14 protein-coding genes are annotated in these 18,066 nt (G+C 36.0%); 9 read left to right on the forward strand and 5 right to left on the reverse strand.

The window, feature by feature from the left end; translation table 11 throughout:
* Positions 1-21: 21 nt before the first annotated feature.
* Together B3P23_RS10850 and B3P23_RS10855 are read right to left on the reverse strand one after the other, a co-directional pair.
* A complete protein-coding gene (locus tag B3P23_RS10850) occupies positions 22-3,060 on the reverse strand; it encodes an AAA family ATPase (RefSeq protein ID WP_293925845.1) in 3,039 nt (1,012 codons plus the stop codon).
* Between the two features lie 4 nt (positions 3,061-3,064).
* Entirely contained in the window at positions 3,065-4,297 is a 1,233-nt protein-coding gene (locus B3P23_RS10855) for a metallophosphoesterase family protein (protein ID WP_293925847.1), read from the reverse strand.
* Positions 4,298-4,405: 108 nt separating this feature from the next.
* On the opposite strand from B3P23_RS10855, the gene B3P23_RS10860 reads away from it, so the two are divergent.
* The gene (locus B3P23_RS10860; protein WP_248753674.1) at positions 4,406-5,128 is read left to right on the forward strand and encodes a prolyl oligopeptidase family serine peptidase; all 723 of its coding nucleotides are present in this window, start codon (positions 4,406-4,408) and stop codon (positions 5,126-5,128) included.
* 324 nt (positions 5,129-5,452) lie between these two features.
* The gene (locus tag B3P23_RS10865) at positions 5,453-8,758 is read left to right on the forward strand and encodes a TonB-dependent receptor (protein WP_293925849.1); all 3,306 of its coding nucleotides are present in this window, start codon (positions 5,453-5,455) and stop codon (positions 8,756-8,758) included.
* Between the two features lie 393 nt (positions 8,759-9,151).
* Here B3P23_RS10865 and lgt read toward each other — a convergent pair whose 3' ends face one another.
* Complete coding sequence (lgt, locus tag B3P23_RS10870) at positions 9,152-9,976, reverse strand: prolipoprotein diacylglyceryl transferase (RefSeq protein ID WP_260949498.1); 825 nt, start codon at positions 9,974-9,976, stop codon at positions 9,152-9,154.
* Between the two features lie 188 nt (positions 9,977-10,164).
* On the opposite strand from lgt, the gene B3P23_RS10875 reads away from it, so the two are divergent.
* The 3 genes from B3P23_RS10875 to B3P23_RS10885 all read left to right on the forward strand — a co-directional run bounded on the left by B3P23_RS10875 (position 10,165) and on the right by B3P23_RS10885 (position 13,301).
* Positions 10,165-11,280 carry a M42 family metallopeptidase gene (locus B3P23_RS10875; protein ID WP_094772146.1) on the forward strand — a complete coding sequence of 372 codons (1,116 nt, stop codon included), beginning with the start codon at positions 10,165-10,167 and terminating at the stop codon, positions 11,278-11,280.
* Positions 11,281-11,318: 38 nt separating this feature from the next.
* On the forward strand, positions 11,319-11,651 hold the full coding sequence (locus B3P23_RS10880) for a DUF3467 domain-containing protein (RefSeq protein WP_045752573.1): 333 nt from the start codon (positions 11,319-11,321) through the stop codon (positions 11,649-11,651).
* 141 nt (positions 11,652-11,792) lie between these two features.
* The gene (locus tag B3P23_RS10885) at positions 11,793-13,301 is read left to right on the forward strand and encodes a carbon-nitrogen hydrolase family protein (protein ID WP_045752572.1); all 1,509 of its coding nucleotides are present in this window, start codon (positions 11,793-11,795) and stop codon (positions 13,299-13,301) included.
* Positions 13,302-13,362: 61 nt separating this feature from the next.
* Here the strand turns inward: B3P23_RS10885 and B3P23_RS10890 are convergent, their stop codons facing one another.
* Together B3P23_RS10890 and B3P23_RS10895 are read right to left on the reverse strand one after the other, a co-directional pair.
* On the reverse strand, positions 13,363-13,812 hold the full coding sequence (locus B3P23_RS10890) for a cold-shock protein (RefSeq protein WP_021188224.1): 450 nt from the start codon (positions 13,810-13,812) through the stop codon (positions 13,363-13,365).
* 224 nt (positions 13,813-14,036) lie between these two features.
* The gene (locus tag B3P23_RS10895) at positions 14,037-14,600 is read right to left on the reverse strand and encodes a YqgE/AlgH family protein (protein WP_293925853.1); all 564 of its coding nucleotides are present in this window, start codon (positions 14,598-14,600) and stop codon (positions 14,037-14,039) included.
* Positions 14,601-14,730: 130 nt separating this feature from the next.
* On the opposite strand from B3P23_RS10895, the gene pdxH reads away from it, so the two are divergent.
* The 4 genes from pdxH (at position 14,731) to B3P23_RS10915 (ending at position 18,065) form a co-directional block, all read left to right on the forward strand.
* Positions 14,731-15,384 (forward strand): pyridoxamine 5'-phosphate oxidase, encoded by a 654-nt coding sequence (pdxH, locus tag B3P23_RS10900; protein WP_045752570.1) that lies wholly within the window; start codon positions 14,731-14,733, stop codon positions 15,382-15,384.
* Between the two features lie 4 nt (positions 15,385-15,388).
* On the forward strand, positions 15,389-15,880 hold the full coding sequence (locus B3P23_RS10905) for an NADH-quinone oxidoreductase subunit C (protein WP_045752569.1): 492 nt from the start codon (positions 15,389-15,391) through the stop codon (positions 15,878-15,880).
* A 23-nt stretch (positions 15,881-15,903) separates the two neighbouring features.
* Entirely contained in the window at positions 15,904-17,100 is a 1,197-nt protein-coding gene (locus B3P23_RS10910) for an NADH-quinone oxidoreductase subunit D (RefSeq protein ID WP_293925855.1), read from the forward strand.
* Positions 17,101-17,339: 239 nt separating this feature from the next.
* A complete protein-coding gene (locus B3P23_RS10915; protein ID WP_045752567.1) occupies positions 17,340-18,065 on the forward strand; it encodes a polyprenol monophosphomannose synthase in 726 nt (241 codons plus the stop codon).
* Position 18,066 lies beyond the last annotated feature (1 nt).

The raw sequence follows: 18,066 nt of genomic DNA on the forward strand, positions 1-18,066 counted from the left end.
TAAATTAAGATGACTTAGTTTTTAAAAATTATGGATCACTAAACTTCCTCTTTCTTCATCTTTGACAATTTTTATTGACGCTGGAATACGCTCTTGTAGTTCATCCACATGGGAAATGATGCCTACAATTCTATTTTCTTTATGAAGGGCATTTAGCGTTTCAAAAATGAGGTTAACAGAATCAGTATCTTGCGTACCAAATCCCTCATCAATAAAAAAGAAATTCTTTTCATTTCGATTTAGACTACGTGTACTTTCTGCTAATGCGAGTGCCAAACACAAGGATGCCTGAAAAAACTGACCTCCTGATAATGTTCTGACTGACCGGGTTTTACCTCCATTAAGATGATCTATCACTTCAAAATCATTATCTGCATTGATCATTAATTTGAGATGACCTCTTGTCAAACGTTCGAATCGTTGATTGGCAATCTGACATAAATCTTCTAAATATTGCGTCGAGATATAATCTACAAATCCATTTCCTTTAAATAGATTAGATAGTATATTTAGATTCTTACTTCGCAGTATGTGCTTATCCAGTTCACTTTGTAACTGTATTTTTTCTGCATATTTCTTTTTCGAGATGATAAGTTGGTCCTTTAATGATTGTAACTGACCGATCAATTTGTCCTTGACATCTTTGGTAAGCTGTAGTTCTTGACTTGCGGTATCTAGTTGCGATATATCAACTGCTTCTTGCTTTATTCTGTCCTCTAGTTGTCGTATTGCTGTTTTTACAATAGCAAATTGTTCTTCAAACTGTTTAATTCGGGATTCTTCATTTTCCAGATCATACTGCTGTTGCAGTATTTGCTGTATCGCCTCCGTAGATTCAAAACCATGTACCTGTAATAATTCAGCTATCGATTTCTGATAAGATTCAATTTTTAAACGTGTCGTATTTAATTGTAGCTGCAGACTCGTAGTATGTGTAGATTGCGTTGCTATCGCAATATTTAATCGATTAATTTCATCAGATAAGTTCTTGAATTCTTGCTCTGTAGCGATGATAGACTGAACTGATTGTGCAATTGTATTTTCAATATCGGAAATGGGCATGAGCTGAAAATCGGGTAGGTTCAGCCGTTTGATCAATTGCTGATGACTCGCAGCCCGGCCCTCAATTGCCGATTTAGATACCGCAATATTAGTCAGCACCTGATTATACTTTTCCTTTTTAGCCTTTAATTCATTCAATTCATCTTGTAACAAGCTTAAGTTGCTTTCTGCTACTGTACAATTCTGCTCTATCGTGACCGCTTCCAACTGCCATTGGTCAAATGCCTGACGGTCATTTGGCTGAAATGTGGTCCACGTAAATTGTTTAAGGTGGTCACTCAAATCGATAGCTATAGTGTCCAACTTGGCGGTATTTAAATCCACATCTTTCTGCAGATTTGACAACTGCGCAGCGAGTTGAATAAACCGCTGTTTTTGCTTTTGAATTTGAACTAATTCAGCAATCACATTTGATTTTTCAGACTGTAATGAATTCAATAATGAAGACAGGTCTTCAGTTTGCATGATATGAGGGTGGTGTTCAGATCCGCATAGTGGACAGGCTTCACCTGCTGTTAATGCATGAGAATAACTCGCTAATTGTTGTTGGACCTGAGCCTTATTTTCATCGGACTGTATCATCTCCAACCGTTGGTTTGCCTTTATTTCTTGATCATTCAATTTTTCATTCCAATTGGATGGATCTAGATCTTCCTGTTCAAATTGCAATAGAATAGCTTGCAGTTCTTTTTTCCTAGTCAGCAATTCTACCTGAAGCTCACTTTGGCTTTTAATGAACAATTCATGCTTGGTATACCAAGCATGAATTGCTACGAGTAGGTTACCTGAAATACGTTTTTCCTTTAATTTTATTATATCCTGCTGTTTTTCCTGAATGAAAACTTGTTTTTTCTGGATTTCTTGTTCCACATCATGAAGAACAAGCTTGCCCTTAGCTAATCGATCATTATCTTTGCTAATATCACCCTGCAATTGTAGAACTTGAACAATATTTTTAAGATCCTCGACTTCTAATTTTTTATGATCAAGCAGATTGAAGTCACCTTCCACCAGTTTGTATCGATTATTTGCATGGATCAATGCGCCCTGCACAGTATTTAATTGTAACTGTGCACTGTTTACATCTTCTTGCAATTTTGATTCTTCGCTAAGTTCCCTAGCAACGCTATCCAATATATTTTTGAAAATTCGCTCTACTTTCTGAAAAAGCTGAATCTGAGTTTTAAGCGTTTCAATATGAACCTGCTCTATACTTAGTTGCGCAAAAACCGCTTTCTTTTTTGCAATTTCAAGATGAAGCTGTTGAACCTCTAATAACTTTTGATGATGTTGCTCCAACAGTTGGTGTTTTTTGGTCACATCAAGGAGATCCAATTCTTCTTTTTCCAACTGTGTAAGTAAGTCCGCAATGCTTTCTTCGGTATAGTCTTCCAATGTCTGAACCGCCCCTGAAAGATGTTGGAGTTTCAAGTCTGTTTCTTTATTGAGAGCAGCAACTTTATAAAAAAGGTCATAGTGATCCAAGTTGAAAAGTTCTTTCATCATACTGGATCGTTCGGCACCCTTAAGCTCAAGAAATTCCTTGAATTGTCCCTGTGGAACAATAACAGTACGATTAAAGTTTTTGTAAGAGATGCCTAGTATGGTTTCAGCATCCGTACTCTCTAGTGGTATCTTTTCTTCACCATCAAATACATAGGCTTTTCGTATAGGAGTCGTGACTTTATCAAACTGTTTACCATTTCTTCTCCAAGATGCTTCAAATGCATATTTTTTATTTTCCTTGCCGATAAAGTGAAATTCGATTCTAAGCAGGTTAGCATTCAAATTCATCATATTATAGGCTCTATTATTACTGTTTAGCCGATTTGTATTAGCAAATAGCGCGAAAGTAATGGCTTCTAGGATCGATGATTTTCCTGATCCGACTTTTCCAAAAATACCGAAGAGACCGGCGGAAGTCAAGGATGTAAAATCTATTTCCTGTTTTGTCTGATAGGAGTAGAGTCCTTCTATCGATAGATATAGTGGCAACATATGACTAATTCTCCTTTTCGTTTTGAGTTCCTAATACTTCATTAAATAGTGCTAACAATTCTTCCGATGGTGACTGATCATTATTTCTGTGACGGTAATAATCGGCGAAATTTTCGTTAATGCTCTTACTTCTTCTGGATACGAGGACTTCTTGTTGTCCATCACGGCGACTATGTACTTCGGGAATGAGGTAGATTATACCGGGATGACTGTCTTCAATACGTTTTCTTTCGGCCTGTGTCAACGATGTTTCGGAGACAAGTGTTAGTTCAACTAAACTATCTTGATGATCTTGTAACCAGTCGATAGCATCCGATACCGCATTAAATTTTTTACGAATTAATTGCTTACCAGATCGTAAGGCAATGGTTTTATAAGTAGCTTCTTTTTGAGGTTGAACAGTCACGATAACAACATGTTTATCTTGTCCAGCTTCTGAAAAGGAATAACATAGGGGGCTACTTGAATACACAACAGGTGCTTGATGTCCACCGATTTCCTGATAGCGATGAAGATGACCAAGTGCCGTATATTGTATTTGTGAAGGAATACAGTCTGTGAAAACTGTATCAGCAAAACCAATACGTAAAGGTTTCTCTCCCTCGGGTTCTTCCAAGACAGGACCACCTTTTTTGTTCATATATAAATGTGATACTAAGATATTGGCACCGTTGGAATCGCAGTATTGGTCGGCCAAAGATTGCCATTTTTGAGTGAGTACTTCATTAAGTCCCAACTGTTCATCTTCTCCTAAATATTCTTTTAACCGATGTTCATTGGCAAAAGGCGTTACGATAAGCCGAAGAGGAAAATCTAGATGGGACAATTTAATTTCAAAAAAACCGACATCACCTTTACTAATCTCAAAACCATTTTCAATCTGATAAGGGGCAAATCGCATATTGGGCTTACCGGCAAATAGAATACCGCAATCCCTTGCCAAACTATCTGGTGCATCTATACGATCAGGAGAGTCATGGTTGCCTGCAATAGCAATAACTGGCCTAGTGCCATTATTGGTCAGCCGTTTAAGTGTTTTATAAAGCAGTTCAATAGCTTCGACAGGAGGGTTAAAGGCATCAAATAGATCTCCGGCAACAAGAATAACGTCTACTTGTTCCTGATCTGCGATTGCAATAATTTCTTCCAATACTGCTTTTTGTTCATCAAATCTGGAGAAATAATCCAATCGTTTACCCAAATGCCAATCGGCTGTATGTAAAATTTTTAGCGACATGTTTTATGCGTGAAAACTTAAAATTACCTCGAATTTTCTATAAAAAAGAAGTTAATTAATATTAATATCTATTTTGCTGATTCAGAATAAAATGTATTTTTGTTTCTTATGCATATAACGAAAGATCGCAATCCATATCCATTTTTGGTTTTCAACCTTGTTTTAACCTTATTTTTTAGCATCCTGCACCAGGATTGTCAAGCTCAATTGAAAGCTATAAAAGGACAGACCGCTTATCCATTTTTACTCAATCTGCCAGAAGGAGAGGCTACTACAAAACAGCCTATTCTTATATTTTTACACGGAAGAAGCCTTTCAGGAACCAACTTGGACCGTGTCAAAAGGTATGGCGTATTGTATGCAATGGATAAAGGGCAAGAAGTCCCGGGGATAATTATAGCTCCCCAATCTAGAGGTGGCTGGGATCCTGACAAAGTCATGGAGATCGTGGATTATGTGATCGAGCATTATAATGCAGATGCAGATCGCGTTTATGTTTGTGGCATGAGTATGGGAGGTTATGGAACCATGGATGTAGCAGGAAAGTATCCTGATCGTATCGCAGCAGCTGTAGCCATATGTGGTGGAGGAAGTGTTAAATATGCCGACAATCTAAGTCAGGTACCCCTATGGGTGCAACATGGTAATCGTGATCGAGCCGTACCGATGTCCGAGTCAAAAAAAATCGTCAATGCCATAAAAAAAGCAGATCCTGAGGCTGATGTTACCTTAACGATTATACCGGGAGGTACACATGGAAGTGTAGAAAATTTGTTCCATAAAGACGAAATTTACAACTGGCTTTTTAAACATAATCGCAAAGGCACCTAAACAATAACTCCTATTTTTTGTTTTGAGTTATGTCAAATATTACACAAGAGGGTAATATTCAAATTTATTTTCAATCTAAATTACAAGATATCAAAATCGATTGATTTACGATTTTAACAATACTTACAATGGTTAAATAGAATTATTGTAAAACCATATGTTAAATTTTGTTAAATTTTCGGATTTCGTAATTATTTATGATTTTAACAAAGAGCTCAACAAGTAAACACTCTTGTTAAGAGTATATTAAGTTTTTGTTAAGTGCTTCCAATGTTAAATTCTCTTTTTACTTTTGCGGCATAACTATTAACAAAAATTTTCTTTATGAAAAGACCCTTACTCTTTTTTGCGCTTGTATTAGCAAGTTATGGTACCATTCATGCTCAAGTAACCACGAGTAGTGTGACTGGGATTGTAAAAGAATCCTCAGGTCAAGTGACATCTGGAGCAACGATTAAAGCCACTCACGTTCCTTCAGGTACGGTTTATTCGAGTGCAGCAAATGCAGCTGGACGCTTTAATTTAGCCAATATGCGTGTTGGAGGCCCATACAAGATCGTTGTTACTTTTATCGGGCAGAAGCCGGTTGTATACGATGATGTCTATTTACAGTTAGGTGAGCCTTTTGTGTTAAACCCTATTTTTGGAAATGAAACAACCAATTTGAATGAAGTTGTCGTAACAGGACGAAACACACTTAAAAGTGAAAAAAATGGAGCTTCTACAATTGTTGGTCGCCGTCAAATTGAAAATTTGCCATCTATTAGTCGTAGCGTAAATGATCTGACAAGATTGACACCGCAAGCTAATGGTGCATCAATTGGGGGAGGTAATTTTAGATCAAATAATTTTACACTGGATGGTGCCAATTTTAATAACCAATTTGGTATTGGAAGTAATGTGCCTGCAGATGGCTCTCCAATATCTATTGATGCGATTGAACAAATTTCTGTAAATGTAACGCCTTATGATGTCAGACAATCTGGATTTACTGGAGCAGCAATAAATGCAGTTACTAGATCAGGTAGAAATGAGTTCTTTGGATCAGCTTTTTACACTGGTCGTTCTGACAAGCAACAAGGTACTCGAATTGGAGATGTTTTAACTCCCGTAAATCAACTTTCAGTAAAACAATATGGTGTAAGTTTAGGCGGACCAATTATTAAAGATAAATTGTTCTTCTTTGTAAACTTAGAACAAAATAAGACTGAAGAGCCAGGACCAGTTAAAATTGCCTCTTCACCATCAAATGTATTTGGAGCTGCAACAACTCCTTCTTATGTCGCACGACCAACAGAAGCTTTTATGGACGAAGTTTCGAATTACCTGAGGGATAAATATGGTTATGAGACTGGCCCATATCAAGGATACTCAAATAAAAGTAATAATGATAAAATATTTGCACGAATTGACTGGAATATAGCAAATAATCATAAAATTAATTTTAGATATAATCAAGTTAAAGCTAAAACTCCAGCCACGATCAGTAACTCCTATACAGGTTCTGGAGTATCTGGTATAAGTCGTACAGGTAGTAATGCTTTACATTTTTCAAACTCCAATTACTTTCAAGAAACAAATTTATATTCTGGAACTTTAGAATACACAGGTAAAATTGGAAATGTTAATCAATCTGCTAGGATTTCTTATGTCAACCAAGACGAACCTCGCTCAGTAAATGGCGGTTTATTTCCATTGGTTGATATCAAACAAGGTGATAATGTTATAACTACTTTTGGCTATGAACCATTTTCATATGGAAATTTAAGATCCGTAAAAACATGGACTGCAAATTATGATGTAGATTATACCGTTGATAACCATAACTTTACAGCTGGATTGCAATTTGAAAATAGTAATGTTAAAAATGGATTTCAAAGATTTGGTGCAGGCTATTATTTGTTTAACTCATGGGATGATTTTAAAAACGGCGCGAAAGCAACTAATTATGCCCTAACTTATCCATTAACACCTGATGGTTCTCAAGCATTTCCAGGCTTTAAATTCAATCAATGGTCTCTTTACTTTCAAGATCAATACACTGTAAATGAAAAGTTAAAATTAACTGGAGGCTTACGCTTTGAACTTCCGGGTTACCCAGATGTAAGTCAAGTAAAAGAACATCCTTTAATTTCAGCTTTAACATTTGCTGATGGTTTGAAAATAAACACAGGTGTTTTACCAAAAACAAAAATAATGGTTTCGCCAAGATTTGGTTTTAACTATGATGTTCTTGGAGACCGATCACTTATGTTAAGAGGAGGAACGGGAGTTTTTACTGGTCGTATACCATTTGTATGGATTGTGTCCCAATCGGGGGATTCAGGAATGCTACAAGCTTCGATTACAAAATCTGGGCCAGATGTTCCTAATTTTAGTCCAGATATTAAAGCAAATTACCCAGCTACTATTGCTGATCCCACAACTTCAATATCATCATCAAGTATTTCGGTTATGGATCCTAATTTGAAATTCCCGTCTACATGGAAATCTAGTCTTGCTTTTGATTATAAATTACCTTTTGGCGTAGTCGGTACTCTAGAAGCAATTTATAATAAAGATATCAATGCAGTAGTTGCTAGGAATGTTAATTTAGCGGACCCAAAAGAAATGAATATTGCCGGATATGCAGATCACCGCTTTATATATGGGGATGCAAACATAGATAAATACATCAATAAATTAGATAAAGGGCAGGCATCTTCAACTGGTAAAAGCGCATTTTCTGCTATTCAAATGTCAAACCAAAAGGGAGGACACTATTGGTCAGTAACTGCACAATTGGCAAAAGCATTTGAAGATGGTTTCTCTGCATCTTTAGCTTATACTAGAAGTGGAGCTAAAAATTACGGTGATGGAGCAGGGAGTCAAATCGCGAATTTATGGTCTCTACCTTATCAATCAATAGGTAATTCAAATATTCCAACATTAGGATATACCGATAATGTGTTGCCAGATCGCTTGGTGGGATCAGTTTCCTATAATAATAAGTGGATTAAAAACTTGAATACCGCTGTGACAATATTTTATTCTGGATCTTCAACAGGACGTGTTTCATATGCCTATTCTGCAGACTTTAACCGTGACGGACAGAACAATGATTTAATTTATGTACCTAAGGATGCTTCTGAGATTACATTTGTAAATATTGCAGCTTCACCAGGATCAATATATGGTGGAAAAGCATATACAGCAAAAGAACAATCTGACATATTTTTTGACCTTATTGATAATGACGATTACTTAAAAAGTAGAAAAGGTCAGTATGCCGAACGTAATGGTGGTACTATGCCTTGGAGACATCAGTTTGATTTAAGATTATCTCAAGAATTATTCAATGGAATAGGTGGTGGTAAAAATTCATTAGAATTTTTCTGGGATGTATTTAATGTTGGAAATTTATTCAATTCAGATTGGGGTGTATTTAAAACAAGTAATAATTTATTGCTAATCCCGACCAACATGACGAGTACAAGTTCAACTCCAGCTTTAGATGTTCAAGGAAATATAAATCCGACATTTAGATTAAATGGTGCAAACGGAGATGTAATTAGATCAACAACTCGCGTTAATGAAACAATAACATCAACATACTATATGCAGTTTGGTATCAAATTCAAATTTAATTAAATACAAATTGATCTATATAAAAAGGGGGATGCATATATTGCATCCCCCTTTTTTATGAAATAAGATCTCCAAAAATTATGTAGAAAACAGGGTGTTGTTAGCTTACTAACAGCACCCTGTCTTTTTTACATCTTAGGATCCGCTTTGTATCCTTTCTAAAAATATACAAAGATTATAGTCTTAAACCAATAAACAGGTTATTGTCTATAATTCTCTCTTTGTTGAGATAGCTTTTAATTACAGAAATCATAAAAAAAGGATCAAATCTCTGATGAGTTTTGATCCTTTTTCGCTTAATCTAACAAAGCGTCGAAATTTTATTTGTTGTCAATCTAGTAAAATTGACTTTGGATACAGCCTCTTTTATGTTATTAAATTTTAGAAATTTCCTGCTTAGCGTTTCACTTCTTTTGGCTTTCTAAACATAAAATAGAGGCCTCCTAGTATAAAAGGAATACTTAAAAGCTGTCCCATATTTAGTGCCATACCTTGCTCAAATTCCTCTTGATCTATTTTAAAAGTTTCGAGATATAGGCGGGCGGAGAAAAGTAATACAAAGAAGAGTCCCATTAGAGCACCTGGCTTCTGCATTTTTTTGCTCTTAAATAGATAAGCAATAATAAAAAAGATGATGATGTAAGCAATAGCTTCATAAAGTTGTCCTGGGTGACGGGGCACTTGATCTACATGATCAAAAACAACCGCCCATGGTTTATCCGTTGGTGTACCGATAATCTCCGAATTGAAAAAGTTACCCAAACGAATAAATGCTCCTGCAATAGGTACGACAACCACTAGACGATCTGCTAACCACAGAAAATTTGTTTTCGTTTTTCTACAGAATAAATATAATGCGGTCAATATACCAATAGCACCACCATGGCTAGCCAATCCTGCAAATCCAGTCATCTGAAATTGACCGTTTACAAATTTAAAGGGCAATACCATCTCCCACAAATGGTCTTTATAATAATCGAATTCATAAAATAGACAATGACCTAATCTTGCGCCAATTAATGTGCCTAGAAAGATATAAATACTCAATTGATCCAATAATTCTTGACTCTTATTTTCATTTCTGAATATTTTAAGCATGATCATATACGATACTGCAAAAGCCGCTAGCCAACATAATGCATAGTAACGAAGACCAAAAGTGCCGATTTTAAATATTTCAGGATCTAAATTCCAATGTATGACGCTGAATAAATTCTCCATATTGTCTGTTAATTTTTTATAAGCGTAAATATAATGTTTAAAATCATTTTCATAACATCATTTAATAGGAATAAAGCTAAAAAACGGAGAAAAGTGCGTGATATCGTCCCAGATTAAATAAATTCAATTTTTACTTTTGTGGTTACTATAATTTTTCATAATTTGACGTCGGAAATAAAATTTGGAGCATGGCAGACAAGAAGAAGAAAGAAAATAAACATATTTCAATAGTAACAAAGGACTCGATTTCTTTTTTTGAAAAATATATTAATAATCCATCACCAACTGGATTTGAATGGGAGGGACAGCGCCTGTGGTTAGATTATTTGAAGCCATATGTCGACGAAACATTTACGGACAACTATGGTACTGCTGTAGGAGTGATCAATCCTCAGGCTGAATATAAAGTAGTTATAGAAGCTCATGCTGATGAGATTTCTTGGTTTGTTAACTACATCACAAAAGATGGATTAATTTATGTCATCCGCAATGGTGGTTCGGATCATCAGATCGCACCATCCAAGAAAGTAAATATTCATACCGATAAAGGGATTGTAAAAGCAGTATTTGGCTGGCCCGCAATCCATACACGTTCTGGCGAGAAAGAAGAAGCACCTACTTTAAAAAATATCTTCCTCGATTGTGGCTGTATTTCCAAGGAAGAAGTTGAAGCATTAGGTATTCATGTCGGTTGCGTGGTTACTTATGAAGATGAATTCAGTATCCTGAATAACCGTTACTACGTAGGTCGGGCAATGGACAACCGTGCTGGTGGCTTTATGATTGCAGAGGTAGCGCGTTTACTCAAAGAAAATAAGAAAAAATTGCCATTTGGTTTGTATATAGTGAACTCTGTACAAGAAGAAATCGGTCTACGTGGCGCTGAAATGATCGCGCAACGTATCAAACCTAATGTTGCAATCGTCACCGATGTGACACACGATACGCAAACACCGATGATCAACAAGATCACGCAAGGGGATCTGTCATCTGGAGGTGGACCTGTATTATCGTATGCACCAGCTGTACAGATTAATCTAAACAAATTGTTGGTTCAAGTTGCGGAAAAAAATGCAATTCCTTTTCAACGTCAAGCTTCGTCACGATCTACGGGTACAGACACCGACGCATTTGCATACAGTAACGGAGGTGTGCCATCTGCTTTGATTTCCTTACCTTTACGCTACATGCATACTACGGTAGAAATGGTGCATAAAGAAGATGTGGACAATGTGATCCGATTGATTTATGAGACATTATTGAATATTGAAGCAGGACAGGACTTTAGAACTTTTAGTAATTAATAGAAAAACATATATTTCAAATACTTATAATAAATTTTATGGAAAATAATCAAAATCAAAACGAATTGAGTATCGAGTTGACAGAAGAAGTAGCAGAAGGGATCTACTCAAATCTAGCGATCATTACACATTCAAACACAGAGTTTGTGATTGACTTCGTACGTGTAATGCCAGGTGTGCCGAAAGCTAAAGTGAAATCTAGAATCGTTTTGACACCTGAACATGCTAAGCGTTTGTTAGGTGCATTACAAGATAACGTTATCCGCTTTGACGCTATTGCTGCTGCTGGAAACCAAACTACTGATGCAGAAGTAATCGGTGGTGATCCAACTGTTGCGTTCCCTTTTGGAGGAACAACAGGTCAAGCGTAATTTTTCGCATTACAAAATGCAATAAATCAGCTTTTTAGAAGAGCTATAGCCAGCGGCTATAGCTCTTTTTCTTTTAAAACCAAATAACCGTGCTTTTAGGCTTGAATTTTGTTTAAATTTAAGTCACTAAAATTATATTGTATGGATATTCAAGTCAGGAACTTGACGAAGAAAGATTATGTTGATTTGAGAAGGTCAATGACCGAAGCTTACCAAGGAGTGGGAGATGTCTGGACAAGAGAAAATATTGTCGATCTCATCGATTTATTTCCAGAGGGGCAGTTATGTGTAGAAATTGATGGCCATGTGGTCGCTTGTGCACTTTCTATTATTTTAAACTCGAAGAAAAGTAATATATACGACAGCTATTACGAAATTATTGACGACGGAAAATTTTCCAAACATACCAGCGATGGAGATACCCTCTACGGGATAGAAGTGTTCGTACATCCAGATCATCGGGCTTTAAGGTTAGGAAGACGTCTATATGATGCACGAAAAGAACTCTGTGAGCAGATGAACTTGAAATCTATTATAGCTGGAGGTAGGATTCCCAATTATCACAACTATTCGGATAAAATGAGTCCAAGGACATACATTGAAAAAGTAAAGAGAAAAGAGATTTTTGATCCGACCTTAACTTTTCAATTGTCCAACGACTTTCATGTTAAAAAAATATTGAAGCATTATCTTCCAGAAGATTCCGAATCCATGGAGTTTGCCACCTTACTAGAATGGAATAATATTTATTATGAGTCGGAATCACGCTCTATATCAACAACCAAACAAACAATCCGTTTAGGTTTGGTACAATGGCAAATGCGTTTATTTGACAATATTGATGCGTTTTATGATCAGATTGAGTTCTTTGTCGATACGGTAAGTGATTATGGAACAGATTTTATTATGTTTCCCGAATTTTTCAATTCGCCATTAATGAGTCCTTATAATGAATTACCAGAACGGTTGGCGATGGAAAAATTAGCGGAGAAGACTTCTGAGATTATTGATAAAATCCAACAATTTGCAGTTTCCTATAATGTCAATATCATCGCTGGATCGATGCCTATTATGGAAAATAAAAAGTTGTATAACATTTCTTATCTCTGTCACCGGAACGGTAAACTGGATTCTTTTAAAAAGATACACATAACTCCAAATGAAAGTAAATACTATGGAATGACAGGAGGTAATGAAGTAAAAGTATTTGATACCGATTGTGGAAAAGTAGGTTTATTGATTTGTTATGATGTCGAATTTCCTGAACTCAGCCGCATCCTCGCAGATCAAGGCATGCAGATCTTATTTGTCCCATTTATGACCGACACACAAAATGGTTATATTCGTGTCAGGTCTTGCGCTCAGGCTCGTGCTATTGAAAATGAATGTTATGTTGCGATAGCGGGATCTGTGGGCAATCTACCCCGTGTTAATAATATGGATATTCAATATTCACAATCAGCGGTATTTACTCCATCAGATTTTGCATTTCCAAATAATGCGATTAAGGCAGAAGCAACTCCAAATACCGAAATGGTATTGATTGCTGATGTGGATCTATATGCACTTCGCGACCTTCACGAATATGGCACAGTCAAAATTATGAAAGATCGTCGAAAAGACCTATATGAAGTCAAGCTGTTGAAATAATAAAACACAAAAAAGGGATTTAATTACTTAAATCCCTTTTTTTGATATACAACGGTCAATGTTATTTTTGCAATTTAACATTAACGGCATTCATACCCTTTAATCCTTTTTCTGTTTCAAAAGTAACTTTATCATTCTCTTTAACAGCGTCAATTAGACCATTAACGTGGAAAAATATTTTATCCTGAGTTTTGAGATCACGGATGAAACCAAAACCTTTATCAGTATTGTAAAAATTCACAATACCTGATTTGATTAAATCTTCTGGATTTGCTTCATATTTAGCAGTTGATATCGCGATATCTTCTACATTAATTTTTGTTTTTTTCGTTGGATCAGGAGGTGTTGAAGTTATATTTCCATATTCATCGACATAAACAAACATTTCTTCTAGACTTTTACCTTTATCGGTATTGTTCTTTCTTTCTTCTTTCTTTTGTTCCTTATCTTGTTTCTTTTTTAACTTCTTTTTCTCTTTTTCTTTTTTGCTAAAACTTTCTGAACTACTCATTTATTTATTTAAAATTAATATTAAACCATATTAAACTACTCAATTTTTAGCAGTTTAATTAAACAAAAATCATCGCATTAAATAAATTCAAAGGTGAAAGCCATATCTCGAATTAAGAAAAATTGATATGTTTTAAAACGTAAGGACTCTGCTTAATGACACAAATATACTAAAAATTAGTGAATATTATATTTTATTCATAAAAAATCCGACAAAATAACAATTTAATTTAAGCTTGGTGATTGTGGAAAATTTGCTACATGAGCATACTTAGCTCCCAGACTGATAACAGCCTCTTTCCAAAGTAGTTCCGTGTCCTTTTCAAACACTAAAGCTGTTGGAAATTTATTTTGAACAGCCCAACTGTTTACGTTGATTTCTGCGTCTAATTGTGCTGGCTGCCAGCCAGAATAGCCTAAGAAAAATTTCACTTCATCCTCTTTGATTTTTCCTTCATTGATCAATGGAAATAGTAATTCTGGGTCTCCTCCAAAATAGATATTTTCACGGATTTCATCACCACTTAATAGCAGATCAAACCGCGAGTGGATGAAAAATAATTCATTTTGTGCCACAGGTCCACCAATATGAAGCGGAAATGTGCATGTTGCCATTTCTTTAACAAGGTCTCCAACACAGCCTACCACTTTTTTATTGAGAATAAACCCTAGGGTTCCTTCATGATCATGATTGCACAACAAAATGACCGATCGCTCGAAGTCGGTGTCGAGCATAAAGGGTTCAGATATTATTAAACAGCCTGTTTGTGGATCAAGTTCGTTAAACATTTTCGTTATAAATTAGACTTATAGTACAATAAAATTAATGCCAAAGTCATTTTGCTGATTAATTTATACTAGATTAGTCGATAAAAATAAGTGAATTTAGTATGTTTGTGACATACATAAATTTAAAGTCATGGCAATCGAACACAAAGATATTGCCGCTATCCGACAAGATTATGCATTGGGTAATCTAAGTGAAAGCGACGTTAGCAACGATCCTTTAGTGCAATTTGAAAAATGGTTTAACGAAGCTATTCATAGTGAGGTGCTTGAAGCCAACGCAATGGTTTTATCCACAGTGGGAGAGTTTGCTTTACCTTCATCACGGATTGTATTATTAAAAGATCTGAAAAATAATGGATTTAGTTTTTTTACAAACTTCAATAGTCGCAAAGGTATAGAAATGTTTGGCAACCCACATGTGGCAGCATTATTTTTCTGGCCAGAACTGCAGCGTCAGGTGCGTATTGAAGGATTAATAGAAAAGCTTCCAGCAGAAGATTCGGACGAATATTTTCAATCTAGACCCAAAGGAAGTCGCATTGGTGCTTTAGCATCACCACAGAGTGAAACCATTCCCAATCGTTCTTTTTTAGAGGGAAGAGTAGCAGATCTTGAAAAGCAATTTGAAAACCAAGAATTGGTACCTCGACCAGAGTTTTGGGGCGGTTACTTAATTAAGCCACTATATATCGAATTTTGGCAAGGTCGCTCTAGTCGTCTACACGATAGAATTGCTTTCCAAAAAGTTTCTGATTCTTGGAAAATAATACGCTTAGCACCTTAGTATCATGAATACGCAAGAAATTTCAACTCTAATCGTTTCCAGATTCGGACAACATGCTATTGAAAAGATTGAGGAGACGGGGCTTCAGCCAGCACTGTTTGTTCAAGTCGATCTTTTAGAAGATATCTGCTTTTATTTACGGGACGAAGAAGGATTATATTTTGATTTTTTAAACAATATCTCGGCAGTTGATCTCCATGAAAATGGATTTTTAATCACCTATCACCTAACATCTATTCCTTATTTACATACCTTGGTGTTGAAGGTGTTAATCGAGAATGATCGAGATGAAGCGCATCTGCCAGAGGTTCCATCCGTGTCAGCCGTATGGAAAACAGCAGATTGGCATGAACGCGAAGCATTTGATCTGATGGGCATATTTTTTACCAATCATCCTGATCTCCGGCGTATCTTACTTCCTGACGATTGGGAAGGCTACCCCTTAAGAAAAGATTATCAAGATCCTGAAAGTTATCATGGAATCAAAATTAAATAAATAAGAACTCGATAACAACAAATATGTCGAATACGAAATATACTGCTGCTTTAGAAAAATATGAACAACATCTAGCAAGTATTGGCTCTCAGGAAATGATTATAAATATGGGGCCTCAACATCCTTCCACGCACGGTGTGCTTCGATTGCAGTTGATAACTGATGGTGAAATCGTAAAAGAGGTTATTCCGCATTTGGGTTATTTGCATCGGTGTTTTGATAAACATGCCGAATCCATGAACTATGGAAAGAGTATTCCGTTTACAGATCGGTTAGACTATTTATCGTCGATGAATAATAGCCATGCATTTGTAATGGGAGTAGAAAGAATGTTGGGTATCGCCGATAAAATTCCAAAAAGAGTAGAATATATACGTGTATTGGTCTGCGAACTTAACCGCATCGCCTCACATTTGATCGGAATAGGGACATACGGTATCGATATTGGTGCATTTACACCATTTATGTGGTGTTTTAGAGATCGGGAACATATCATGAATATGCTAGAATGGGTATCCGGTTCACGTATGTTGTACAATTATATTTGGGTGGGAGGTTTATTTTACGATCTACCTGTAGATTTCGAACAGCGATGTGCCGAATTTATCACCTATTTTAAACCAAAATTGGTAGAACTTGATCAATTATTGACCGAAAATCAAATCTTTATATCCAGAACAGCTAACATTGGTATATTGCCAGCCGATGTTGCCATTAATTATGGTGTATCGGGGCCCATGTTAAGAGCGTCAGGAATAAAATGGGATCTCAGGAGAATCGATGCCTATTCTGCCTATCCAGAGATTGATTTTGAAATCCCAATCGGAAAAGGGGAGATGGGATCAGTGGGCGATTGTTGGGACCGTTATAAAATACGTGTTGATGAAGTAAAAGAATCAGTAAAGATCATTGAACAATGTTTGGAAAGACTAGTAAAAGATTTTCCACGCACCGATACGTTTGACCCCAGGGCTTTAGTGCCTAAAAAAGTAAATTTAAAAGCACAAGATTATTATGTACGAGCAGAAAATCCGAAAGGTGAATTAGGGTTTTACTTCGTCACTCAAGAGAAGTCTGATATCCCCAAAAGAGTGAAAGCACGTGGCCCCAGTTTTAATAATCTTTCTGTATTACCTGAATTGGGCAAAGGAACACTGATAGCAGACCTCATCGCCATATTGGGTTCTATGGATATCGTACTGGGCGAGGTGGATCGTTAATTCGGGACTTTGTAATTTTTATGTTATGAACAGGCAGAAAAACGCAAATTCTTTGCTTGGTAAAACCTTTTATCATATATTTGTAGTCTCATAATTTAAGTTTATAATTGGTTAATAAAAGTCCGCTATTGCAAAATAGTGGACTTTTTTATTTTTGATATACACCTATTATTGACATCAAAGTCCAATCAAAATCCCAATATAATTAGTAACTTTACCCCATACAAAATGTTTTTAAAGTGTCCGATAGTTTAGTTATCATACCTACATACAACGAGAAAGAAAATATCGAAAAGATAATTCGTAAAGTATTTTCACTCGCTGTACCATTTCATATTTTAATCGTTGATGACGGTTCGCCAGATGGAACTGCGCAGATCGTGCGATCTTTGCAGGCAGAGTTTGTAGGACGATTATTTATCGAAGAACGCATTGGGAAATTAGGATTGGGTACAGCCTATATCCACGGGTTTAGATGGGCTCTGGAACGCCATTATGAATTTATATTTGAAATGGACGCAGACTTTAGTCATAATCCCGAAGATCTGATACGTTTAAGACAAAGCTGCATAGATGGATCAGATATGAGTATTGGATCGCGTTATATTAAAGGAGTAAATGTTGTCAATTGGCCGATGAATAGGGTGTTGATGTCTTACTTTGCTTCCGTATATGTGCGATTTATTACGGGGATCAATATTCAAGATGCAACAGCTGGTTTTGTCTGTTTTAGGAGGAGAGTTTTGGAGCGGATACCTCTGGATAAAATTAAATTTGTAGGTTATGCGTTTCAAATTGAAATGAAATTTACAGCAATCCAATATGGCTTCAAGGTTGTAGAAGTTCCTATAATCTTTACAGATCGTACCGAAGGAACATCAAAAATGAGTACAAGTATTTTTAAAGAAGCTTTTTTTGGCGTTATCCAACTGAAAATTTCAAGTTGGACGCGAAAATATAATTAAA

Source organism: Sphingobacterium sp. UBA6320, from assembly GCF_002440335.1.
Classification (GTDB): domain Bacteria; phylum Bacteroidota; class Bacteroidia; order Sphingobacteriales; family Sphingobacteriaceae; genus Sphingobacterium.